The organism is Thermotoga sp. SG1 (genome assembly GCF_002865985.1).
GTDB lineage: Bacteria > Thermotogota > Thermotogae > Thermotogales > Thermotogaceae > Thermotoga.
This window is the reverse complement of sequence record NZ_LNDD01000001.1, coordinates 345,740-369,656: the sequence shown is the minus strand read 5'-3', so window position 1 is coordinate 369,656 and position 23,917 is coordinate 345,740. Positions and strand designations below refer to the sequence as shown.

Annotated in this window: 21 protein-coding genes; 6 read left to right on the top strand and 15 right to left on the bottom strand. The window is 45.9% G+C overall.

Annotation, left to right across the window (positions count from 1 at the left end; translation table 11 throughout):
• Nucleotides 1-21: 21 nt before the first annotated feature.
• A complete protein-coding gene (gene murJ / locus AS006_RS01830; protein WP_199167273.1) occupies nt 22-1,443 on the top strand; it encodes a murein biosynthesis integral membrane protein MurJ in 1,422 nt (473 codons plus the stop codon).
• On the opposite strand, the gene amrB is transcribed toward murJ, so the two are convergent.
• The 14 genes from amrB to ligA are packed head-to-tail and all read right to left on the bottom strand — an operon-like array spanning nt 1,424 to nt 16,157.
• On the bottom strand, nt 1,424-2,257 hold the full coding sequence (gene amrB / locus AS006_RS01825; protein ID WP_101512660.1) for an AmmeMemoRadiSam system protein B: 834 nt from the start codon (nt 2,255-2,257) through the stop codon (nt 1,424-1,426). The two genes, murJ and amrB, sit on opposite strands and share 20 nt — an antisense overlap.
• The gene (locus AS006_RS01820; protein WP_199167271.1) at nt 2,254-6,093 is read right to left on the bottom strand and encodes a type II secretion system protein GspD; all 3,840 of its coding nucleotides are present in this window, start codon (nt 6,091-6,093) and stop codon (nt 2,254-2,256) included. The genes amrB and AS006_RS01820 overlap by 4 nt, the downstream gene beginning before the upstream one ends.
• 15 nt (nt 6,094-6,108) lie before the next feature.
• Nucleotides 6,109-6,573: a hypothetical protein gene (locus AS006_RS01815; protein ID WP_101512658.1), complete on the bottom strand. Its 465-nt coding sequence runs from the start codon at nt 6,571-6,573 to the stop codon at nt 6,109-6,111.
• Nucleotides 6,570-6,986: a hypothetical protein gene (locus tag AS006_RS01810; RefSeq protein ID WP_101512657.1), complete on the bottom strand. Its 417-nt coding sequence runs from the start codon at nt 6,984-6,986 to the stop codon at nt 6,570-6,572. The genes AS006_RS01815 and AS006_RS01810 overlap by 4 nt, the downstream gene beginning before the upstream one ends.
• Entirely contained in the window at nt 6,983-7,543 is a 561-nt protein-coding gene (locus AS006_RS01805; protein WP_101512656.1) for a hypothetical protein, read from the bottom strand. The genes AS006_RS01810 and AS006_RS01805 overlap by 4 nt, the downstream gene beginning before the upstream one ends.
• Nucleotides 7,515-8,495, bottom strand: a complete 981-nt coding sequence (locus tag AS006_RS01800; protein WP_101512655.1) for a hypothetical protein — start codon at nt 8,493-8,495, stop codon at nt 7,515-7,517. Before AS006_RS01800 ends, AS006_RS01805 begins: the two co-directional genes overlap by 29 nt.
• Before the next feature lies 1 nt (nt 8,496).
• Nucleotides 8,497-8,880 carry a hypothetical protein gene (locus AS006_RS01795; RefSeq protein WP_101512654.1) on the bottom strand — a complete coding sequence of 128 codons (384 nt, stop codon included), beginning with the start codon at nt 8,878-8,880 and terminating at the stop codon, nt 8,497-8,499.
• Nucleotides 8,877-10,076 (bottom strand): type II secretion system F family protein, encoded by a 1,200-nt coding sequence (locus tag AS006_RS01790; RefSeq protein ID WP_101512653.1) that lies wholly within the window; start codon nt 10,074-10,076, stop codon nt 8,877-8,879. Before AS006_RS01790 ends, AS006_RS01795 begins: the two co-directional genes overlap by 4 nt.
• 1 nt (nt 10,077) lies before the next feature.
• Nucleotides 10,078-10,548, bottom strand: coding sequence for a ferritin family protein (locus tag AS006_RS01785; RefSeq protein ID WP_199167269.1), 471 nt, complete (start codon nt 10,546-10,548; stop codon nt 10,078-10,080).
• A gap of 2 nt (nt 10,549-10,550) precedes the next feature.
• Nucleotides 10,551-11,468 (bottom strand): tRNA dihydrouridine synthase DusB, encoded by a 918-nt coding sequence (gene dusB / locus AS006_RS01780; RefSeq protein WP_101512651.1) that lies wholly within the window; start codon nt 11,466-11,468, stop codon nt 10,551-10,553.
• A complete protein-coding gene (gene nadD, locus AS006_RS01775) occupies nt 11,428-12,075 on the bottom strand; it encodes a nicotinate (nicotinamide) nucleotide adenylyltransferase (protein WP_101512650.1) in 648 nt (215 codons plus the stop codon). Before nadD ends, dusB begins: the two co-directional genes overlap by 41 nt.
• Nucleotides 12,032-13,348, bottom strand: coding sequence for a GTPase ObgE (gene obgE, locus AS006_RS01770; RefSeq protein WP_101512649.1), 1,317 nt, complete (start codon nt 13,346-13,348; stop codon nt 12,032-12,034). The genes nadD and obgE overlap by 44 nt, the downstream gene beginning before the upstream one ends.
• Nucleotides 13,345-14,106, bottom strand: coding sequence for a hypothetical protein (locus tag AS006_RS01765; RefSeq protein ID WP_199167267.1), 762 nt, complete (start codon nt 14,104-14,106; stop codon nt 13,345-13,347). The genes obgE and AS006_RS01765 overlap by 4 nt, the downstream gene beginning before the upstream one ends.
• Nucleotides 14,097-16,157, bottom strand: a complete 2,061-nt coding sequence (gene ligA / locus AS006_RS01760) for an NAD-dependent DNA ligase LigA (protein ID WP_101512647.1) — start codon at nt 16,155-16,157, stop codon at nt 14,097-14,099. The genes AS006_RS01765 and ligA overlap by 10 nt, the downstream gene beginning before the upstream one ends.
• A gap of 63 nt (nt 16,158-16,220) precedes the next feature.
• Between ligA and AS006_RS01755 the strand changes: the two genes are divergently transcribed.
• From AS006_RS01755 to AS006_RS01735, 5 genes are read left to right on the top strand one after another with little or no spacing between them, the layout of a single operon-like run.
• Entirely contained in the window at nt 16,221-18,080 is a 1,860-nt protein-coding gene (locus AS006_RS01755) for a hypothetical protein (protein WP_101512646.1), read from the top strand.
• Nucleotides 18,077-19,156 carry a BMP family protein gene (locus AS006_RS01750; protein ID WP_101512645.1) on the top strand — a complete coding sequence of 360 codons (1,080 nt, stop codon included), beginning with the start codon at nt 18,077-18,079 and terminating at the stop codon, nt 19,154-19,156. The genes AS006_RS01755 and AS006_RS01750 overlap by 4 nt, the downstream gene beginning before the upstream one ends.
• 39 nt (nt 19,157-19,195) lie before the next feature.
• A complete protein-coding gene (locus AS006_RS01745) occupies nt 19,196-20,719 on the top strand; it encodes an ABC transporter ATP-binding protein (protein WP_101512644.1) in 1,524 nt (507 codons plus the stop codon).
• Nucleotides 20,716-21,750, top strand: coding sequence for an ABC transporter permease (locus tag AS006_RS01740; RefSeq protein WP_101512643.1), 1,035 nt, complete (start codon nt 20,716-20,718; stop codon nt 21,748-21,750). Before AS006_RS01745 ends, AS006_RS01740 begins: the two co-directional genes overlap by 4 nt.
• Nucleotides 21,747-22,706 carry an ABC transporter permease gene (locus AS006_RS01735; RefSeq protein ID WP_101512642.1) on the top strand — a complete coding sequence of 320 codons (960 nt, stop codon included), beginning with the start codon at nt 21,747-21,749 and terminating at the stop codon, nt 22,704-22,706. The genes AS006_RS01740 and AS006_RS01735 overlap by 4 nt, the downstream gene beginning before the upstream one ends.
• Here the strand turns inward: AS006_RS01735 and AS006_RS01730 are convergent.
• Complete coding sequence (locus AS006_RS01730; protein WP_199167265.1) at nt 22,688-23,863, bottom strand: TM0106 family RecB-like putative nuclease; 1,176 nt, start codon at nt 23,861-23,863, stop codon at nt 22,688-22,690. The genes AS006_RS01735 and AS006_RS01730 overlap by 19 nt on opposite strands.
• Nucleotides 23,864-23,917: the final 54 nt, after the last annotated feature.

The following is a 23,917-nucleotide window of genomic DNA, read 5'->3' as shown; positions in this document are numbered from 1 at the left end:
TTTGAACCGGGAGGAATCGAAGTGTCCAATCTGAAAAAAACTCTTTCTTTTTCGCTGGGAACCTTCTTATCCAGGATCACGGGCTTGCTTCGAGATATGATACTCGCGGGAACCTTCGGTGCCTCATCTGTCCTCGATGCCTACTACATCGCCATCATTTTTCCTTTTTTTCTGAGAAGGACCTTTGCCGAGGGAGCAATGAGTTCTGCCTTTCTTCCGATCTACAACCAGCTGAAAACCAGAAAAGAAAGAGAAAACTTCGCCTCCGCTGTTCTCACATCTCTGGGGCTTTTTACCGTCGCGATAGTCGTCTTTTCCGAAGTGTTTCCCCATCTCATGGTGACTCTTTTCGCAACAGGATCAGAAGAGAACACAAAGTCACTTGCAGCAAGTCTTCTTCGAATAACATCTCCCTTCATCACCATCGTTTTCGTCTGGGCAGTTTTTTACTCGATTCACAACTCTTCACACAGATACTTTCTGCCCGCTTTGACACCGATGTTCTCAAATCTTGGTGTGATACTGGGCAGTCTCACCGGCGATGTAAAATGGGCAGCCGCTGGCTTCACGCTTGGTGGCCTTGCAGGGTTGATCGTTCTTTTGCCTTGGAAAGAAGGATTCAAGTACAGACCGAGCTTCAAAGGTCTGTCGTACTTTTACAAGCTCTTTTTCGCCACCTTTTTGACTATGGCAGTTTCTCAGGTTACAACAATAGTGGATGTTAACGTGGCCTCTTTTCTGGATCCAGGATCCCTTTCACTGATACAGCTTTCCAGCCGTCTTTATCAACTTCCGCTGGGTATCTTCGGTGTGGCCGTCTCCACCGTTGCGCTCTCGACACTCAGCCAAACGGAGGATTACGACAAAGATCTGAAAGACTTCGTCATGAAGAACCTGTTTCTCACCCTTCCATCATCCGTTGGTCTTTTTGTACTCTCTGAAAGACTCATCTCTCTTTTGTTCGGATACGGGGCATTCACCACAGAAGCCACAAAGAGAGCGGCAGAAATCCTCTCGATGTACGCTGTGGGACTGTGTTTTGTTTCACTTTTTCAGCTCCTTTCACGTGCCCACCACGCCCAGAAAAAAGTCAGATTTCCTTTCAAGGCCACCCTGCTTGTCTCTTTCATAAACATCGTACTGGACATCGTTCTCGGTCTCACCACGGGAGCAAAAGGCATTGCCCTTGCCACCAGTATCTCCTATATGGCAGGGTTCTTCTTTTTGTTTTTCAAAACCAGGTTATCTTTCGACGTGCAGATCCTCAAAATAATCGCTGCGTCAAGCGTTATGGGAACAACACTATCTTTTGCAAAAGAATTTCTTCCAGGAAGAGTAGGAACCATTGTTCTTGTACTTCTTGGAATAGCAGTATATTTTGCCGTCGGAAAGATATTGAGAATAAAGGAAATAAAGGAAATTTTCACGACAGGATCGCACTGAGATAACCCACTACCTCAAGCGTGTCTCCCGACACATCTCCACTTGTGGCGTGTTTCAAAATCCTGACACTGGAAAAGCCAAGGTTCAGAAGAACCGCAACTCCTCCATAACCACACATGCTTATGTCCTCTTTCACAAGGTATTCATAAAGTAACCTGGGATCACGCTTTTCTATCGCCTCTACAACGAGGAAGTCTTTCTTCAGGGTGGTCTTCTGATCCTCGTAATGGTTCAGATCGGTGGAGGCTATTATCAAGACATCACTGAACTTTTTCATCAACTCACGAACGGCGAAGGCAAGATCTTCAGCGACCGTTGAACTCTGATCCATCAGACATACTGGAACTATGGAAAAATCACCGAAGACAAACTGAAGGAAGGGAAGCTGGACTTCGATGGAGTGTTCTCTAAGGTGTGAAAGAGTGTCCTCTTCTGCGTATCTGGAACTGTTCAGCAGAATCTCTACCGCTTCTTTGTTCACAGGAACTCCTCCAAGTGGAGTCTCCCAGAACCCTTCCGGCCAGATCCCCACAGGCTTTCCAAGACCTGTGTGGTTCGGGCCGATTATGACAACAAGTGAGGGCTTTCCAAGCCTTGCTACTTCGAGAAATCCCCAGGCCGCAACTGGACCACTGTAGATGTAACCTGCGTGGGGAGAGACAAGACCGACAGGATTCTGAAGATCCTTTTCAACAGGACCAGGCAGCTCGCCTGGTCCTATCTTTCTGTCGAAAAAGCACATTCTTATCTGCTCGATCAATTCGTCTCTACGAGATGGATAAAAAAGACCCGCCACAACAGGTTCTCTAATCATGGTTCCACCACCCTGACAGTGACGAATATCATAAGATCACGCTTTTCTTTGTTCTCCGATTTTGTCCTGAAGAATTGACCTATTATTGGAAGATCTCCAAAGAAGGGTAGCTTACTTTCACTCACGTTCGTCACTTCTCTGATGAGACCACCTATCACGATGGTACTGTTGTTCTTCACAATGAGATGCGTCTGTGCTTCCCTTGTTCTTTCCCCCGGGACTTCGTTTATGTAATTTCCAGGCTCACTAGCCTTGACAAAGAGGTCCAGTTCTATCGTATCGTCACTCCTCACATACGGGGTTATTGAAAGTTCTATACCAGTTTCAAGGAACTGTACTTCCGGAGTTCCATCGCCATTTGTGTCTGTGACGTACGGTATCCTGTCCCCTATCAGGATCTTCGCTTCTTTTCCGCCGGTTGTGACGATCCTCGGACTTGCAAGGATGTCATCAAGGGTGTCGCTCTTCTGATCAGAGAAACGGAGAGACAGAGAAGAGTTCAGAAGGTCACCGAAGATTTCCTCAAAATCAAGATAATCCGTTACAGAAAAAGACATGCTTGCTCCAGAGGACCCCAGGTTCACTCCTGTACCACCCAGTTCCAATCTCCTCTCTTTGGTCACTATATCTATCAACGATTTGTCCACTATCTTTGCAGAAATTTCCACCTGCTTTGTTGGTCTCTTCAGATTTTCTATGATTCTGTCCAGCTCTTTCTTTATCGTCTCAGAGATTCCCGTCACCACCATGAAGTTGTTCAGAGAATCCACATAAACCGTTCCACCGTAGAACTCTATGAGCGCCTTTATCTGATCGAAATTGTGTGGAATATCGTAGAAATAACGCTTTGCAAGATCCTGTTTGGGCTTAGAAACGACGTACACACCGTTTTTCAAATCGAACAGATATCCATAGTTCTGAGAGACAAGATCGAGAAACTTCTCCCAGGTGATACCATCCACTCTCATTGTGACCGTCTCCGATGGGGAGTCCACGAACATAATAGAAACTCCAAGTTCAGAAGCGGCTTCTCTGATGAGATCGTAAAGTGAAACGTTCTCTGCCCTTATGCTCAGTTTTCCGTTCGATACGGTTACATAATCTTTCTTTGCCCTCGTCAAAGCTTTTTCTCTCTCTTCTTCGATGAGTCCTGCTGCCTTTTCAACTATGTCTTCTGGACCTTCAACAACCATCTGGCCCATCTTCGGAAAGATCGTGATTTCAAGACCATCGAAGAGTTCTTTCAAATACGCAGAAAGTTCTGCGGGATCGACACTAGAAGGTATAGAAACGTTTCTTTTTGCTTTCTTCTTCGACACTTCCTGCTCCTTTTCCAGGAACGAATCGAGGAGCTTTTTCACTTTCCCAGATTGAAAAACCGGAACTTCCACCAGTACCAGATTGAGCCTGTCGAGGTAAACAACCTGCTTGACTTCCGGTATGAGCACTTCAAGGAACGTTTTGAACTGGTCGAACGGAAAGCCGGCAGGTACCTCGAGCGTGAGACGATCTAAAACGTTCTCTTCCAACACCTTCTGGTGCCTTTCATAGAAGGAACGATATATGTCTGAGAGTTTCTCCACAGATTCCGAAGGTCCTTTGAGAACAAGGAGTTTCAATTCGCCAAGGGTAATACACAGAACATCCGGGTACAATTCCTCTGAGAAAGCCACGAACTCGTTGACCGGGAAAGAAGAATCTATTTCAAGAAATTTCACTGTCTCTTCTGTCCGAACTTCCCCCAGTTTTTCCAGGATCACTTTGAACTGCTCCTGGGCCTTTTTCACACTTTCTTCTGGCCCTTCGAGCAAAGCGATACCGTCCATCACTTCATAAACAACTCCCGTGTTTCTAGCAACTATATCTAGTACCTTTTCAGGATCTTGCAGCCATTTTGGAAGTTCAACGAACGTTTGAACCATTTCCTTCGAGCTCAGAATCTTTTGAAGAAGATCCATGGCACTTTTGACTTCAAGTTCGCTTCCAATAACGGCTATCTCATTTCCCAGTTCTTCCACAGAGACATCGTAGAGTTGACTGAGCACCGCCTTCAACCTGTCAGAGGGAACTGTTTCAACCTTTTTCACAAACCGCACTGTTTTCTCCTCAGAGACGATGACTTTCAGTTCTTCAACTGCTTCCTGAACTTTACTTTCGTCCGTACCACTGATCATGAGCATTTTCAACGCGGGGAAGTAATCAATCTCCACATCGTATTTTGCTAAGGCGAACTTTTTCAGATCCTCCAGGCTTTCTTCTTTCAAAGAAATCCTCAGAAATTGAGTGTATCTTGTCTGAATTTTGTTCAGATAATCCACAGCACTATCAACGGAACTTAGAGGTCCTTCAACGAAGACGAAGTTCCCCACTTTGTTCACCAAAACACCGTACATCCTTGAAATGGCCTCGAGCAGTTCCGATTGAACATCCTGCTTCAACTCCAAGGCTCTCACAGTGAAGTTTTTTCTTCTGAATTTCAGGAGCTTTTCCAGAACGGGATAGATTTTTTCGTACACGCTTTTAGGAACAGAGAGAGACACTTTTACATTTTCCCCATCGATGTTCAGAAGTTTCATTCTGGAAACAGGAATACCGAGAAACTGAAGCACCTCTTTCAGGAAAGTCTCTTCACTCTTTTTCACATCAAAGTAGTATGTGTTACCAAGCTCAAGGTTGTTTTGCGCTATGAAGTCCACCAGATCTTTCTCTCTGTCCAGCGGCACCTGACAAATGACAAGGTTCATCTCTTCATAGGCCTGAGCATCTATCCCAAGAATCAATTTAATCAAACTGGCTGCAGCTTTTGGATCATAAGCGTAGAAGACGAATTTTTTCGTGGGAACGGTCTGAGGCTCCATCTGTTCTACACCTGTTTCCAGGATCTTCAAGTACCTTTCAACCTTCGCGATGGTCTCCGAATCTCCCACGAGGATGACTCTTGACACCGGCTTCAAAAGGTGATATTCGAACTGGTAAACACTCTTCAGTGCAGACAACAGTTCTTCCACTTTGCTCGTTTCCACTGAAAAGGAGACTTCTTTCTGCTGGAGAGGGGGAGAGACGGAAAGAAGACTCGCCACAAGGTCGTGCTCTTCTGATGTTCCATAAACAAAGAGCACCGATTTCGAAGGAAGGTAATCTATCATGGCCTCCTGTGAGATGAGGCTCTTTATTCTGTCTGCCACAGTCTGATCTTTCACCTTGTATATTCCCCAAAATCGCTGAAACCTGCCAGAGACCTCTTCGTATTTGCCTATGAACATCGTTCCATCTGGAAAGTAGGCGTAGGCAACCTCTCCAAAGGTCACGAGAAGATCTCTCAAGGCATCCTCTGGTGTGACGTTGTTCAATTTTAGACTCGTAGTTGCGTTTTTCACACTTTCTGAGACTATTACGTTGAGATTCAATCTCTCAGCGAGGTACTTCACCATATCCTCAAAGAGCATGTTCTCAAAGGAGACATCTATTCTTTCTTTGCTTCTTTGAAATTTCATGATCACCCTGTTTCCTTCCAACTCGTAACTTCCCGGAAAAGGAACCAGCAAACTCGCAGACACCATTACACCGTTTCCCACGTTCACAACCCGGACGCCCTCAACGGGGCCGACACCAACCGGAACCATAAACCTGCTTATTTTCATCTGGATTCCTTTCAAAAACACGGAAAACACGGTTCTGGAAGAATTCATCTCCGCTGAGATATCCTCAACTGGAGAAGAAATCTGGATTTCTATGAGCACCTGATCTTCTTCTATCCGCGGCAACACTCCTACAAGTTCAGCGGAAAACAGCGCCCCCACGATTAGAAGGAAAAGACCAAAAAGAACTTTTTTCATGTTCAACACCCCTTTTCACCTTATTGAGAAAAATCTTCCATTTTCAACATCCAGTACCAGCACTCCCAAACTAGAAACGTAGGTGACAACGTACCTTTCGAAAATAGGGTTATTTCCTGAGATCTCAAGGCGCTTTTTGCCGTCGGAAAGAAAGATCTTCACACCATCCGCCGTTTTTATGAAACCAAGAAAATTGTAGTTCAGCGCAGGAAGAGTCATTATGAGGATATCAGCCGCTTCTTTCCCAAAAGCGAGTCTGACAGGATTGAAGACTTTCGGCAGATCTTCAAGAAGGTCTTCGATCACCATCTTCTTCAAACTTGGATCGATACGTATTTTACTCACAAGAGAGACAAAATCCACCATCTTTTCCTGCTGAAGAGTCACTACCGCACCTGAATTCCCTTTGAAGAGATAGAAGAATGCCACTACCCAGACTGCCCCCATCACCACCAGTAAAACGATCGTTCGACGGCTCATTGTTTCACCTCTTCCACATCCAGAGAGATCTTTACTTTCGGCTGAGATGTTGACAGTCCCAGAAAGTCAACAGGTATCACTTCTTTTGCATCGATCACCATCTGTTTCACCGCCACCTTCCTTGTTGATATGAGCTTTCTTATTAGATCTTCTGCCTCCACCACGTTGATTTCCCCGCTTTCTGGCTTTCCGTCAAAATCGGGAGTACTCTCTATAGCTTTCAGAACCTCCATGTACTCTTTTTGTTTTTCACGAAATATTCTGTATGCAGGTGCAAGGTTTGCCAGTTTTTTTTCAACCTTTCTGGTGTTGGACATGAATATCACAAAGTCTGGAACAACCAGGCCAAACACCAGAACCAAAAGCGTAAGGACAGAAAACCAGACGGCGAACTTTCTGTTGATCCCTCTCATTTCTTCGCCACCTCGTACTCCAGCCTGTATTTTTTCATGGTGTATCCTTCTGGCAGATGCTCTTCAAACAGAAGTTTTAGATTTATTCTCTCATCCTTCAGAAAACTCTCTGGCAAAATCTCTTGAGGTTCTCTGGAAACTTCATAAAATTCCAGAACAGCCTTCTCCTGGGAAAAACTCAGGTAACTCAACGTCCTGCCTTGCTTTTTAAAAATCTCTGTGAACAAATGAGAGAAATTCTCCCATCTCTTTCTCTTTTCGAGATAGGCATTCAAAGAATTCACCTTGAATTCCAATGTTTTTATCTGATTCAACAGCACATCCTCAATCCGGGACACCTCTGCCAGATTCCTGGACGAATCGATAGAGAGGTCTATCGAGTAAGCATTGAGAATTTCCGCATACCTGTTCTCCAGATTTTCCACCATCTGTTCCTTGACATATCTGAAGTAAACGTTGAACGAAATCGGTGGAAGCAACATTGCAATGAGGAGAACAGCGAACGTAGTCAACTTCACCTTACGCTTCTTATACGGATAGATGTTTAACTTTTCCAATTTCCCTTCCCCCTCTCAACAGAAGCCCCAGTCCTCCTGTCGACACACTGGATTTCACAGAAGGAATAGGTCCTTCCTTTAAGACCGCACCTTCAAACTTCTGCAAGGCTTGTACGAAAGGATGGAAGAAAACAGGTGGATCGATGATGTAAAAGAACTGGTTTGCCCTATCGAGCGAAACCTCGTCGAGTGATATCTTCACCTCTCTGTCCAGCTCCAGAAGAAAATCTCCAAAGTACGGCTGAAGGAAATCCAGAGAAACTTCTACCATTCCCTCGAACAGTTCTTTCGGTTGTATACCTGTGTTTTCCACTACAACGTCCATGTAGTCCCAGAAGATAGAAAAGACCATCCTGCAGGATCTATAATGATCGTCTTTCAGAACCACAATGGAGTAGTAGTCGTTGAAAAACGAAGCCACAACGAGAACGGTGATTCCCTTTAGGCGCCTCTTGAAATAAAAATCGAAGAATTCCAGATACTTCACAACATCCGGTATCACCACATCCGTTTCAGGAAAGCCTGCTTCCATCAACTCCGAAACGAACGCTTTCACCTGATTCACTTTCGACACGAAGAACAGCCCTTCTCCCTCGTGTATTTCAAGAGGAGCAACGATCAGCTGTTCGGGAACTATTCCGAGGTTCCTGGATATCTCCATGGTGGCATATTCCATAGCGTTCTGCCTGTTCAGAGATGGTGGTACCTTTATCCTCATGATCAGAACGTTCTCCATGGGCATGTTCACAACTACGATGTCTTCAAGGTCTTTCTCCATGCCTTTCATCAAACTGGAAATGGTTTCCTTTCTTTTTTCGTCGTCGAGAGTATCCACCACACTGGACACTTTTTTTAAAACTCTGAGCTTTGAACCTCGTTTTCTGGCACGAACTACCTCTACACAGTGGGAACACAGATTCAACGCCAGAATATCGTTGTAGAAGATCTGCAAACTATCTCCCCCTGTATATCCTCATTCTTCCGGTGACGGGCTCAACCGTTATTCTCCATCCCTCACCGTAAACCGTGCCGGCCGTTGATACAAAACCGTTCATGAAAGTGACGTCTTCACCAGCGTTCGATCCTTCGGATTGAAAAGAAAACGGGAAACGATAGACCGTCGTTTTGTTTTCATGTGGATCGTAAACAGTTATTCTTCCAGTGTCTACTATTGTTAGAATACCATTTTTAGAGACTAATTCTAGAGATTTCATGGCCTTTATCTTGACAACGATCGATTGAACATCCTCTTCTGATTCTTTCCAAAGAATGGGGATGAAAAAGCACATTATCATAAGTGAAAGAGCAAGGACCACGAGGATTTCAACTGTACTCATCCTCCGATACTCCTTTGAAGTTGAAAGACAGTGGTGTAGATAGAATACGCAAGAAAAGCCACGAATCCGCCAACTCCAGCTATCAAAAGTGGCTCCACCAGTGAAACCAGTTGTTTCACACTGTTTCGCACGATGTCCTCGTAGAAATCTGCCACCCTTTCCATCACTTCGTCAACCTTTCCCGTTTCCTCACCTGTTCCTATCATCTCATAGATGAGCTGAGGGAAAACACCACTCTCTGCAAAGGTATCTCTCAATGTCTTTCCTTCCGACACTTTCTGTACCATTTCCTCACTTTTTCCAACGATAGAAGGTGAATTGGAAGCCTGAGCCGCCATCTTGATCGCGTCTGTTATTCTCACACCACTGCTAACAAGGATTCCGAGAGTCCTGGCAAAACGTTCAAGTCCCATATTTTGTCTGAGCTTTCTGACTGGAGGAAACAGGAAAGAAAGGTACTCTTTTATGTAAGTTCCGTACCTTGATTTCATGAGAACGAAGAGTCCAAAGACAGCACCAGCCACAACGACAGAAAACCACGGCCAGTTTTTACTGAGAAATTCGTTCACCTTCAAAAGGGATTGAATCGTGGGTGATAAAGGAATAGAGGTTCCAAAGGCTCGAACAAGATTGGGAAGAATGTAGAAACTGATCACAAGAACGATCACAACGGCAAAGAAAAGGACAAAAAGAGGATAGGCCATTGCGGATTTTACTTCGTCCTGAAGTCTTTTTACACTCTCATAGAAATCCGCTGCCCTCCTCAGGGTTCTGTCCAGCACGCCTCCCTCTTCTCCTGCCTCCAACATACTGATCAACACGTTGTCGAAGACACCCACCTTTCGGAAGGCATCGGCCAGAGTGTCACCGGTTTCCACGTTGATGGCTATCTCCAATATGATCTTTCTGAATCGTTTCGAGAAGACTTCCTGACGAGCGAGTATGTTCAGTGCCTCTTTTATCCTTATACCGGCCGATATCATTATGGAAAGCTGACGACAGAAGGTGGCGATTTCACTGATGGAGATCTGAAAGAATGGAGTGCTCTTTTTTGGACCTTTACGTTCTTCAACGCGAACGACCATCAAACCTCTTTCAGCGAGAAGTGAGATTGCCTTCAACTTGTTTTCCGCTTCTATAACCCCCGTTACTTTCTTCCCGCTCCCCTCCACGGCCACGTACTTGTAAAAAGGCATCCTAAGAGATCATCCCCTTTATCCTCAAAAGTTTCACCACGTGTTGCTTTTCCTGATTTATTATGCTCCTGACAAGATCCTTTGCCCTCTCATTTCTCAGAAGCTCAAGGATTTCGTAGTAAAAGATTATAGTCTCTTTTTCCACGGATATGGAAAAATCGATCGCCTCTTCCACAGATTTTTCTTTCAAATATTTCTCCATCGTGACAGTATCAGGGAAGAACCTTCCCTCCACAAAGCTTTTCAGGTACTCCTCTGCGTCTTCGAGATTCAGGTACGTTTCTTCGTCTACCCCCAGCTCTTCTCCTATGCTCTCAAACGTTCGGGCATGCTCTGCCTCCTGACGAGCCATGTAAGAGAAGAACTCCTTTATATCTGGTTTTTCGAAACGTTCTGCTAGTTTCCTGTAGAACTCTTCTCCATCTTTTTCTACCCTTACAGCAATGTTTAATAGTTCCTTTGCCGAAAACATGTTCACACCTCCTTGAGAAAATTATAAAACATCTCTTTCAAAGTTTGAAGATTTTTTATTTTCATTATCTCATCCCTGAATCTTCTTGATCCCTTCAGATTTCTCGTGTATCCCACCATGAATTTTCTCATCTCTTTTACGGCTTTTTCTTCTCCCTTATCCTCCACCAAAAGGTTCAGATGCATCTCAAAAGACCTTAAAATATCGTCTACAGAGGGCTCAGAATACCTTCCATGCTCCAAGAACTCTTTTATCTGTTTGAACAGCCAAGGCCTTCCAATTGCACCGCGGGCAACGAGAACTCCATGACAACCACTTTCTTCGAGGGCCCGTTTGGCGTCCTCCGGAGAGAATATGTCCCCACTCACGAAGGTGGGAACTTTTTTGTCCAGAACAGAAAGACTCTTCCAGTCGGCTTTTCCAGTGAAAGCCTGAACAACCGTTCTTGCGTGAATGAACACTTCGTCAACACCTTCATCCACAAGGATCTGGTAGATCTTCAAGATCTGGTTTTCATCCCAGCCCAGGCGTGTTTTAACTGTGAATTTTCCTTTCACATGCTTTCTAACTTCTCTCACAACCAACCTGAAAAAATCCAGATCTTTTAAAAGACCTCCTCCTGCTCCTTTTTTAACCACTTTTCTCACAGGACATCCTGCGTTCAGGTCTATCCACGGGTATTTATCAGAAAGTATCCTGGCCGCTCTGGAAAGCTCCTCGGGATCATTTCCAAATATCTGAACGGCCACGTTCTTTTCTTTTGGAGAGGGAAGAAGTTCCCTCGTTTTCCCCGAATCCATAAAAAAACCTTTTGCACTCACCATCTCAGAGAACGCAAAATCTGCTCCCCACTTAAAACACACCGTACGGAAGGCTCTGTCAGTGTACCCTGCCATCGGTGCAAGTCCCACTTTGACCATAGAAGGCTTCCACCTCTTCCCTGATTTCTTCCGGGACAAATCCTTTCAGAGTCTTTCCGGCAAGAGCCCTTTTTCGGATCTCAGTGGAGGAGATCTGAATTATGGGCATATCCAGAAAGATGATCCTGTTCAGATCACCCAGTATTTTTCTGGCATGTTCATGATAAGGCTTTCCACAGTAACGCGGATAAACAACCAGGTTCGCCTTTTCGAGGATATCACGGTACCTGTACCACTTCTCGAAATAAGATAGAGCGTCCTCTCCGACGATGAAGAATGGTTTGGTCTTGTACAGACTGGAAAAATGTTCTATGGTGAAGATCGAGTACGAAACACCTCCCCGCTGCCTTTCATAATCGCTCACTTCTATATTTTCGATGCCACCGAAGACTTTCTTCAGCCATTCGAACCTCTTTTCAAAAGGAATGGACGTTTTCTTGTGAGGAGGATTGTAAGCGGGAACCACGACCAGCCTGTCCAGTTCCAGGATCTCCAGAGTGTACAGACACACAATAATATGACCGACGTGCACAGGATCGAAGGCTCCACCGAATATTCCCACTCTACTCCCTGTACTCGAACTCGAAATTTCCGATCCTGACAACATCTCCTTCTTTCACCCCTGCCTCTTTTAGTTTCTCTTCCAGGCCGTTTTTTTCAAGAATCTGCAGAATCAGAAGCCTTGCATCTCTCTGGTTCAGATCGAATCTTTCCACCCACACTCTGAGGCCTTCTCCTTCAACCACCCATTGTCCGTCTTCTTCCTTCACAATCTCTATTTCAAATCTCTCAGGAAGTTTCCTCCACACGGGAGCAGGTTTTTCCATTGGGTGATCTTTCTTTTCTTTTCTCTCTTCCCTCTCTATTCTCTCCTTTCGAACTATGGAAGCCACCTTGTCAAGGAGAAGATCAACTCCCTCGCCCGTTACGGCAGAAATCGGAATAACTTCCTTTCTTATTGAATTTTCGATCTCCTTTATTCTCTGAGGAAGTTTTTCTCTTTCCAGAAGATCTATCTTGTTTGCGACCACTATCTCCGGCTTTTCCAGGAGGAACGGAGAGTATTTCTTCATCTCCTCTCTTATGATGAAATAGTCTCTTGCTGGGTTTTCCCTTTCAAAGCCACTCACATCGAGCATGTGAACTATCACGAAACACCTTTCAACATGTCTCAAAAAGACGTTTCCAAGCCCAACCCCTTCACTTGCTCCCTCGATGAGGCCAGGAATGTCAGCGACCACAAAACTGAAATCACCGTATTTGACAACCCCCAGGTTGGGAACAAGAGTGGTGAAGGGATAGTTTGCTATCTTCGGCCTTGCGTTACTGATACGTGCTATCAGAGAAGATTTCCCGACGTTCGGATATCCCACGAGCCCCACATCTGCTAAGATCTTGAGTTCAAGTTCCAACCACCTGGCTTCACCCTTTTCACCCTTTTCTGCGATCAAAGGAGCCTGTCTTGTGGGTGTTGAAAAGTGAGCGTTTCCCCTTCCTCCTTTACCTCCACGTGCAACACAAACTACCTTTCCCGGCTCGTCCAAGTCTGCGATGATCTGACCGGTGGAGGCATCCTTGACTACTGTTCCAACCGGAACATCTATGTAAAGATCTCTTCCGTTTCTTCCTTTCATCTTCTTTCCCATGCCGTGTTTCCCATTTTCTGCAAAAAACTTCCTTTTGTTCACAAATTCGATCAGCGTTGAAAGAGAAGGGTTAGCCCTGAGGAACACAAACCCTCCGTCTCCTCCATCACCACCGTCGGGCCCGCCCTTTGGGACATATTTTTCTCTTCTGAAACTCACACAACCGTTTCCGCCGTCTCCTGCCTTCACAAAGATCTTCACACGATCAACAAACTCCGCCTTATTTATGTTCAACTTGAGACCCTCCTGAGCATCTTTTCAATCACATCGAGTTTTTTCAAAAGATCCATATCCTGAATCTTCTCAAAAAATTCCTTTATCAAGACTCTTTCTTTCCTGAATATGTTCAGCTTTACCAGTAGATCCACGGTTCCACAGGTTGTCTCCACTTTTCTGGCTATCAGTGTCTCGAATTTCTTTCTGTTCTCAGAAATAGCATGAAGAGGTGGTAAGTGAAAGTTCTTGCCGTAGTGTATCCTGTCCCCAAAAGGAGAGAGTTCAAGATAAATTTCCTGAGAAGATTCTTTCAGCAGGCTGTAGAGAAACAACACTTCGATTCTGCTCAGATTAAAAGTTTTGAAGAAGTTTCTTGGTTTGATGTACAGTCTCGGATTCTTCGGCGATTTTGGTACTTTCATCCTCTCCATTTCTCTCAACACTTCCGATTTTATGGCGCCAGCCGCAGCTGCAAACAAAACCCCTCCTCCTAGTTCTAGGAGCGTCTGATGCGGAAGAAGAACGCTCTGAACAGCATCAAGCAGAATTTCTGCTTCATCTGAGATTCCCCATATCCTGAGCTCTGAAAATTCCGCATCGATGTGCCTGGACACTTCAAAATACTCCGGGACCTTCTCTTTTACGGTTTTTGTCAACTCTTCCAGCATCTTCGAAAGGGAGTTTTTCAAATGCGGGGGTTCGTTTCTCCATCCAGCACCAAAAACCAGAGAGAAACAGAAGCTTTTTGCGGGTTTCCCTTCGAATATCAACTCCATTCTTTCCATCCCCTCATGATTTCATCGAAGTTGTAACCTTTCAACTTTGCCCTGTTTTCCACGAATCTTAGAAATTCCTCTTCGCTCATCGTCTTCACCTTCAATGCCTTCGCCTTTTCATACTTGGAGCCCGGATTTTCCCCAACGATGAGATAATCGGTGTTTTTGCTCACTGAGTTGACCACTCTGGCTCCCAGTTTTTCCAGGAACTCGATGATCTCCTCTCTTGTGAAGTTTTTCAGCGTGCCGGTAACGGCAAACGTCAGTCCTTTCAACACATCGTACTTTACGGTCTTTTCTTCGAGTTTCACTCCTGCCTTTTTCAGTTTTTCTATGATCTCCTTTGTCTTTGGAATTCTGAAGTACTCCACAATGCTCTTTGCTATTTCCGGTCCGATTCCTGGAATGTCTTTCAACGTTTCATAAGAGGCATCGGCTATTGCCTCAAGAGATTTGAAGTGCTCTGCAAGAATCTTCGCCGTTTTTTGACCCACCATCGGTATTCCAAGGCCGGTTATGAGCTTGTGAAGGGGTCTTTTCTTTGCCTCCTCTATCTCCTGAAGAATCTTTGCGATCGTTCTCTGGCCAATACCAGGTCCCAGTTGAGCAAGATCAAAGGGGGTGAGATAGAAGATGTCAGCTATATCTTTAACCAGCCCTGAGTCCACCAGTCTGTCTATGATCTTTTCACCAAGTCCTTCGATATCCAGTGCTTCCCGGGACACGAACGTCCTTAATGCCCTTTTCAACTTCGCCGGACAGTGAGGATTCAGACATCTGATTGCAACTTCGTCAGGAGAGAGTTTTCCCACTTTTCCACCACAAACTGGACAACTTTGAGGAGGCTTTATCTCCTTTTCATTGCCAGTTCGTAGTTCTGGAATTGATTTAACAATTTGCGGAATGATCCCTCCTGCCTTTTCAACAAAGACGTAGTCACCTATTCGTATATCCTTCTCTCTGATATAATCGAAATTGTGAAGAGAGGCCCTTTTCACGATAGTTCCTGCAAGCTGGACAGGTTCGAGTTCTGCCACCGGTGTCAAGACACCCGTTCGACCAATCTGTATCGTGACATCGAGGATCCTCGTTCTGGCCTGCTCCGCAGGGAATTTGAAAGCGATCGCCCACCTTGGCGCCTTGGAAGTCTCTCCCAGAACTTTTTGGAAATCGAACCTGTTCACCTTCACCACAACTCCATCAACCCAGTAGTCCAGTTCTTTTTTTCTTTCTTTCCACTCTCTCCAGTACTCGATCACCTCCTGTATGTTCCTGCACAGTCTTGAGTGCGGGTTTACTTTAAATCCTATCTCTTTCAAAAAATGGAGCGCTTCCCATTGAGTTTTGAGACCGTAATTTTCGGGATGAACAATGTAGTAGATGAAAGAATCAAGTCTTCTCGAAGCCACAAGAGCGGTGTTCAGTTGTCGGAGAGTCCCCGCCGCCGCGTTCCTCGGGTTAGCAAAGGGAGGAAGTCCTTCTTCTTCTCTCTCTTCGTTCAATCTTTTGAATTCATCCACCGGCATGTAGATTTCTCCTCTCACTTCAATGGTGAGAGGCTTTCTCAACCTCAGTGGAACACTTCGAATGGTCTTCACGTTTTCGGAAACGTCCTCACCCTCCACTCCGTCCCCACGCGTTGCTCCCAAAACGAAGCGACCGTTTTCGTACCTGAGAGCGATCGAAACACCGTCTATTTTCAGCTCGGCAACGTATTCCACTTCAGATTCCCGAAGCATCTTCTTGACACGCTTGTCGAATTCGATGATTTCCTCTTCATTGTAGGTGTTGTCCAGACTCAACATGAGTACAGAGTGCCTGACGGTCTTGAATCCCTCGAGAACCTTCCCCCCGACCCTCTGAGTCGGCGAATCAGGAGTAACCAGTTCTGGATACATCCTTTCCAGTTCTATGAGTCTCCTCATCAATCTATCGTATTCCTCATCGGTTATGACAGGATCGTTCAAAACGTAGTATCTGTAGTTATGGTATTCTATTTCTTCGCGCAGTCTTTCTACTTCCTCTATTACCTCTTTTGGAATCTGTCTCATTTTTTCACCCCCTCTAAAACATTATATCCCGTCTGGTATAATCCCGATTGGGGAGTTGAGAGGATGAAAAAGATCGTTCTGATTCTGACTATCATTCCTCTCCTTGCTTTTTCTCTCGACGTGGAGAAAGTTGTTTCGATGTACAAACAGATGCTGGATGAGTACAGAAGCGGTTCCTATCGGGATCCGTTCGTGGAGTTCGTCCATGAAAATCTTTCCCAGCTTCAAAAATACAGGTTCTTTCGAAGACTTCTTGCTGGTAGTGTAGAGAAGACAGAGTTTGCAAAGACGGCAGGAGATTACCTTTTCGTGATGTACCAAAACTGGAAGGAAGAAAGCTGGGAGAAAAAACTGGCAAACGCTCTTTTCCTTGCTTTCCTTCAGTCTGAAATGTCCGGGTCTGAACCTTCCAGAAGTACTTTGAAGAACTCACCATCGTTCAACTCCTTTTTCGGAGAGTACAAGATGTACGTTCGCTCAAACGCTCTGAACCTGCTGAGATGGATCCTCTCCTACTACACAGGTGGCACGAGCACTCCTCCCCCCGTCGAATTCAACCTTGAAATCAAAAACTTGGGATTTTCCTTTGAGGTAAATCAAAGTGTTCCACAGGACGTCCTCACACTCCTGCCAGAAGATTTCGAAGAGAAGGTAAAAATCGCAATTGATGCTGTTCTCAGTTCAAAAGACCAATCTGAGTACAGAAGGAACGTGAACAGAAATGCCAGCCTTCTGTGGAAAGAGGTAGAAAACAAGATTTCCATCATTCAAAACAACATCGCAGACCTCTTTGAAAAAACCACCCCAAAAAAGGTTCGTCTTCTGTGGCTCAGATACCTTCTTTACAGTTTCCTCCTGGTTGCCTTCAGAAGGAAGTATCGACTGATCCTTCAGCTGATCCTCTCCTCCGAGATTCTGTTTGTATGGGGTTCAAATACGGTTCATTTGAACACGATCGAAAACATTATCTTTTCAAGCATTCTAATTTTTGCTTTCATCTTTTTCAATCTTCTGCTCATCAGAAAGAGAAAGTACGGATACACCTTGCTCACCGCCGCTTTCCTGATACTCCTGTTTGTGCCGTCTTACATCTCTGTTCGTGAACTTGGAATGGACAGAGAGTTTGAAAACTCTCCCTACTACGATCAGTTGAAATCAGAAGTCTTTGAAAGCAATAACTCCAGGGTGAAGGAAATACTCAGGGAAATGTCCGCATTGTCACTCGCAAGCAAAGAGCACACAAAGCAGCTTGTGGAACACCTGAGTCTTGTTCCAGAAAAGTTTTTAAAAGAAGGTGCTTTAAAGGAATTCGAGCCAACCCCGAACGGCATCTTTCTTCTGATCGACGAACAATCTCAGTTCTTCTCCACCTCGAATTTCGAAAGACGACTGGAAATCGCAAGAGAGATGAACACCAGCCTGGAAGACTACCTCTCAGAGGAAAAGTCCAGATACAGGCGCTACAGAAATGCGCTTGAAAGCCTGGAGCATCTGGTGAAGAAAATCTCGACGTACACCTCAAACAGGTTCGTTGAGGATCTTGAAGAGGATCTGAAAGCCTCCTTGGACAGGTATTCACTGATAACCGACGTAACTTTTTCTTTCACCGGAGAGAAGAAATACCCTTCACTGAAACCCCATCAGACGATCTCCGGGTTGAAGGAAATCTTCTGGTTCTTCCTTCTGTTCTTTTCCGCACTTCTGGGAGGAAAGTATGTTCTGATACCGGCTGGAGCAACTCTGTTTGCTGCTCTCTCAACTGCGATCAACTGGAAACACCTGGAAGTGTTCGTGGAAAGCGGAATCTTTCCGATATCCTTTGAAACCTCTGCCGCACACACTTTCCACATGGAGATACTTTTGATCGCTTTTTCTGCAATCATACTTTACAGAAATCTTGTTAAAAGGAGGGTGAAACCATGAGGAAGGTTTTCATGGTGGCTTTTCTGGTATTTGCTATCGCACTGTTTGGGTTCAAAGTTGTCATGGTGACGGACGTTGGTGGTCTCGGTGACAAGTCTTTCAACGATGGAACCTGGGCGGGTATAAAGAAGGCAGCGGATGAACTGGGAATCGAAGCAAAGGTGATACAGTCTTACGAACAATCGGACTACGTTCCAAACCTCAGCAAAGCAGCAGAAGAAGCAGACCTGGTCTTCGCGGTGGGTTTCATGATGACGGATGCCCTCTTCAAGGTTGCAAAGCAGTATCCGGACACGTACTTCGTGGGGATCGACATCACACCACCAGAAGGGCAGGTTCTTCCCAACGTGATCACCTTCACGTTCAAGGAACAGGAAGCCGCTTTCCTCGTTGGATACGTTGCAGCCGCAATGACACAGACGGGAACAGTTGGTTTCGTTGGAGGCATCCCCATCCCACCTGTGGAAAGGTTCAGGTACGGGTACGAAGCAGGAATAAAGACATACTCTGTCCTCCACAGGAAAAACTTGAAGATACTGAGAGGTTACACACAGGACTTCGAAGATCCCAAGAAGGGTAAGGACCTCGCCATGTCACAGTTCGCAGAGGGTGCCGACATCGTGTTTCATGCCTCCGGTGCTTGTGGGAACGGTGTTATAGAAGCTGCTAGAGAGAAATTCTCTGCTCTTGCAGGATCCAGCGATCTTGTCGATCTGATAGATTACTACATGGAGAACAAAAAAGGCTTCTTTGCCATAGGTGTTGATATGGATCAGGATTACGTGGCCCCCGGTGCCGTTCTTGCAAGTGCGATGAAGAGGGTCGATGTTGCTGCTTACTACGGTGTTGTCTGGGCATACGAAGGAACGTTCGAAGGTGGGCACAAGGTCCTTGGAATCTCTGAGGATGCGGTTGGAATAAGCCCGATGAAGTACACGAAAGGGATCGTTCCAAACAGAGTCATAGCGGAGCTTCTGTACCTCGAAAAACTTATGAAAGAAGGTACGCTCAAGGTTCCTGAAACACAGGAGGAACTCGACGCGTTCGAGGTACCGAAGATAGAATTCCCGTTCTGAGGAGGGGGTGTTCCCCCTCCGTTTCCCAGGGGTGATTCGGTGGAATACGCGGTTGTGATGAAAGGTATCGTCAAAAGATTTCCCGGAGTTTTGGCGAACGACCACGTTGATCTCTTCGTGGAAAAGGGAGAGATACACGCCATCGTGGGTGAAAACGGTGCGGGAAAGACCACGCTGATGAAACAACTCTACGGTCTTTTGAGACCTGACGAAGGGGAAATATACATAAACGGGACGAAGGTGGAGTTCTCCGGACCCGCAGATGCCATAAAGCACGGAATAGGCATGGTGCATCAGCATTTCATGCTGGTGGAGAACCTGACTGCCTACGAAAACGTGATAATCGGCATGGAACCAAAAAAAGGATTGATTCTGGACAGGAAAAAGGCAAGGAACGAAGTGAAGAAACTTTCAGAAGAGTACGGTCTCATGGTGGATGTTGACATGAAGATAGAAGACATGCCCGTTGGCCTGCAACAGAGGGTGGAGATCATAAAAACCCTTTACAGAGGAGCAGACATCCTCATTCTCGACGAACCGACAGCGGTCCTGACGCCACAGGAAACAGAAGAACTGTTCGACATCCTGAGAAGGTTGAAGAAAAATGGAAAAACGATCATCTTCATCTCACATAAATTGAACGAAGTCATGGCCATCTCTGACAGAATCACCGTGATGAGACAGGGGAAGGTAACTGGAAATCTCATCACCTCTCAGACTACCCCCCAGGAAATAGCAAGACTCATGGTGGGAAGGGATGTGGTTCTGACCGTTGAGAAAGAACCGAAAAAGCCTGGAGAGACCCTCCTTGAAGTGAAGGATCTGTGGGTCAAGGATAACCGGGGTCTTGATGCGGTGAAAGGTATCTCGCTCGAGGTGAAAAAAGGAGAGATAGTGGGCATAGCGGGTGTTGCTGGCAACGGACAGTCTGAACTGGTAGAAGCGATCACCGGTTTGAGGAAAGTGGAAAAGGGGAAGGTGCTTTTCAAAGGAAAAGAAATAACAGGGTACGATCCAAAACGTCTGAGGAACCTTGGTATCTATCATGTTCCCGAAGATCGTTTGAAAAGAGGCCTCATAGTTGACTTTCCCGCCTACTTCAACACCATCCTCGGAAGGCACATGATAGAACCCTTTGTGAAGAACGGTTTTCTCAACTTCAGGGAGATAAAGTCTTTTTCCAGGAAACTCTTCGAGGAATTCGATATAAGGCCAAGGAACATCGAACTTCTCGCCGGAAGCTTTTCAGGAGGCAATCAGCAAAAGATAATAGTTGCCCGTGAACTGAGTTTCTCACCAGAACTCCTTGTAGTGGCTCAACCGACACGGGGACTCGATGTGGGAGCTATAGAGTTCATTCATAAAACACTCGTATCCATGCGAGACAGGGGTGTTGGAATCCTTCTCATCTCCATGGAACTGGATGAGATCTTTTCCCTGAGTGATCGAATCCTTGTGATGTACGAAGGTCAGATAATGGGTGAGGTAAGACCGGAGGAAACGACCAGAGAAGAAGTTGGTTTGATGATGGCGGGGCACAGACTGGAGGAGATCAGAAAATGAAAGGAAGAATCTGGGCGTTTCTTGTCCCGTTTTTCTCGGTTGTCATAGCTCTTCTGATTGCGGCCGTTGTGATCGTTCTAATAGGACAAAATCCTGTGATAGCCTACAAAGCTATGATCGAGGGGGCTTTTGGAGATCTTCAGGCCCTTGCAGACACGATCATAAAGACCACTCCGCTGATACTGACTGGACTTGCAGTTGGATTCGGCTTCAGAGCAGGCATCTTCAACATAGGGGCAGAAGGTCAGATGATAATGGGTGCCATCCTTGCTACGGTGGTTGGAATGAACATGAGGGGTGTTCCACCATCGCTCGCTATTCCACTGACGATGATCGCTGGGATGCTGGGCGGAGCGGTGTGGGCGTCCATAGCGGGGTATCTGAAAGCAAAGACGGGTGCACATGAAGTCGTCACCACCATAATGTTGAACTGGATTGCCACTTACATCTCTTCTTATCTCATCACCGGACCACTGGCTGTCGGTTCCGGTACACCGAAAAGCCCGGAGATCGCTCCTTCCGCAAAACTTCCTCCCATTGTCACTGTTGGAGCACTCGAGATGACATCGGGCATTGTGATTTCGATCATCACAGCCGTTGTCATATACATCGTCCTTGAAAAAACCAGGACCGGTTACGAAGTGAAAGCGACCGGATTCAACCCATACGCCGCTGAATACGGTGGAATAAGCATTTCGAAGAATATCGTTATGTCCATGGCGATAAGCGGTGCGTTGGCCGGACTTGCAGGAGCATTGGAGGTAATGGGGCTCCACCATAGATTCCTCGGAACCCTCTCGGGAGGAAAGGGTTTCGACGGTATATCGATCGCTCTGATCGGCCAGAATCATCCGATAGGAATCATTTTCGCCTCTTTCCTCATCGCTTCACTCAGGACGGGTTCCAGCAACATGCAGTTTGTGGGCGTTCCAAAACACATCGTAACGATCATACAGGGAATTGTGATATTCCTTGTCGCCGCCGATAGAATCGTCAAAACTCTCTTCAGAGCCAGGAAGGTGAGAAGATGAAAATCCTGGAAGTTCTCTGGAATATATTCACAAACCCTCTCTTCTACAAACTCACACTCACCGCCTCAACACCCCTTCTTTTTGCTTCACTTGGAGGAGTGTTCAGTGAAATCACCGGAGTCGTGAACATCGCCCTGGAAGGTATCATGCTGCTGGGGGCTTTCTCTTCTGTGGTCATCACTTATTACACTGGTAATGTCTGGCTGGGGTTCTTGCTATCCATTCCAATCGGTGTTGGTTTTTCCTGGTTCCACGCCTGGGCCAGTATTAAGTGGAGAGGGAACCAGATAGTGAGCGCAACGGCACTCATCCTCGTGGCACAGGGATTGACGGGCTTCCTCATGGAACCAATCTTTGGCCAGCCCGGTCAAACACCTTACGTTGGCAGAATCAATGAAATAAGCATTCCTGGAGTTTCGAAAATACCATTTCTCAGAGAGGCGATAGGCACGATCAGTCCCATCGTCCTTCTTGCTTTTGCTCTGGTTGCCTTTGCATGGTTTTTGATATACAAAACGCCCCTTGGTTTGAGAATGAGGGCGGTCGGAGAAAATCCGGAAGCGGCAGACACTCTCGGCGTTGACGTCTTCAAGATCAGGTACTTTGGTGTGCTCATGAGTGGCGCCTTGGCTTCCATGGGGGGTGCTTTCCTCTCCATAGGCGAAGTGGGAAACTTCAGAGAACTTATGACAGGTGGAAGAGGGTTCATCGCCCTGGCCGCCATGATACTCGGTAACTGGAATCCCGTCGGTGCCATGTGGGCATGCCTTCTCTTCGGTATGTCCGAGGCCCTTGCCAATCAGCTTCAAAGCAGTCCTTTGCTCAACGTGCCGGCAACTGTAAAACCCCTTTTCAACCTCTTTCCATTCGTTGTCACCCTCGTGGTTGTAGCGGGACTGATCGGAAGAACAAGACCACCCGCCGCCGATGGTGTTCCTTATGAAAAAGAGGAGTGAGACCTCATGAAGTCCAGAACTTTTTTCGTTGCTCTCACATCGTCCTCGTTGTAGAGGAGCATTTGCTTGAGTATTTCCGCATCCTTTGTCTTCCGCCAGGTTTCGTATAGAGAGATTATTTCATAACCGTTCAAAGGAGTTCTCCACTCATAACCGAGATATCTGGCTATTCTCTTGAGAGAGTATGACATGACGGGAAAGACAAAATGACGCTTCAGAATGGAGAAGACATCGAGAAAGGTGAATCTATTAACCATTCTCAGGATTTTCCGCTTCTCTGGACCATGGTAGTGGTAGAACCTTGAACTGCTGTCAAGAGAGTTCAAAAACTCGACCAGTTTGTCCTTCTCCTCCTCAAACAGAAAATATCTGTATTCATCATCTATCAAAAATCCATACAGAAAATCCCTTTCCTCGGCTGGATAGTACTCTATATCCACCACTATTCCCTCCGGCAATCTTTCAGGCGGTTCGATCACTATAACCCGATCTTCAAGGAAGGCACGTGCTGCCAGTATAAATCTTCTTCCTTTCTCTTTTCCAAAGACCTTTTCCATAGTTCTCTGATCGGCGTTTGAAAGATCTTCAATGGTCTCTATTCCCATATCATAAAGAATCTTTCTTGTCTCCTCACCGATACCGTTCACAAGCAACAGGCTTTTTCTTTCCAGCAACTTTTTCTCACAATCTTCCAGAAAATCACAGTACCTACAGTGTCTTCCAACTTTTGGGTCGGGATCTTCCGAGGTTTCCCTCATCTCCAGTAAGATATTTTCAACGACGGGCATCAGATTTCTCCAGTTCTCCATCCTCCGTGAGAAACTATCCGATAGAATCTCCACCCCACTGACAACAAGACCGGCTTTTGTGAACACGAAAGCATGATAAGCAGCTTCCAGAGCATATTTTTCTTTGAACTTTTTTGCTCGCTTTTTCAGAACGATTCTCCACCCACCCTGCTCCTTCACGACCAGATCGGGCCTTGCGATCAGTTTCATGCCTTCAAACTCAGCTTCGACAACGGGATTTTCCAGAGAAAATCCTACAAACAGAAGGTCCTCAAACGTGCTAGAGTAAAAAGGCTCTTGCCCTCTGCTCAGATAGAACTTCCTTGGGCACGTTGTAAAGTTTTCCAGGTCTCTGTAATCGACCACCACTCTCTCACCTCTTTGCCGGCCTTCCATGATAGAATATCGCTAAGTACAGTATAT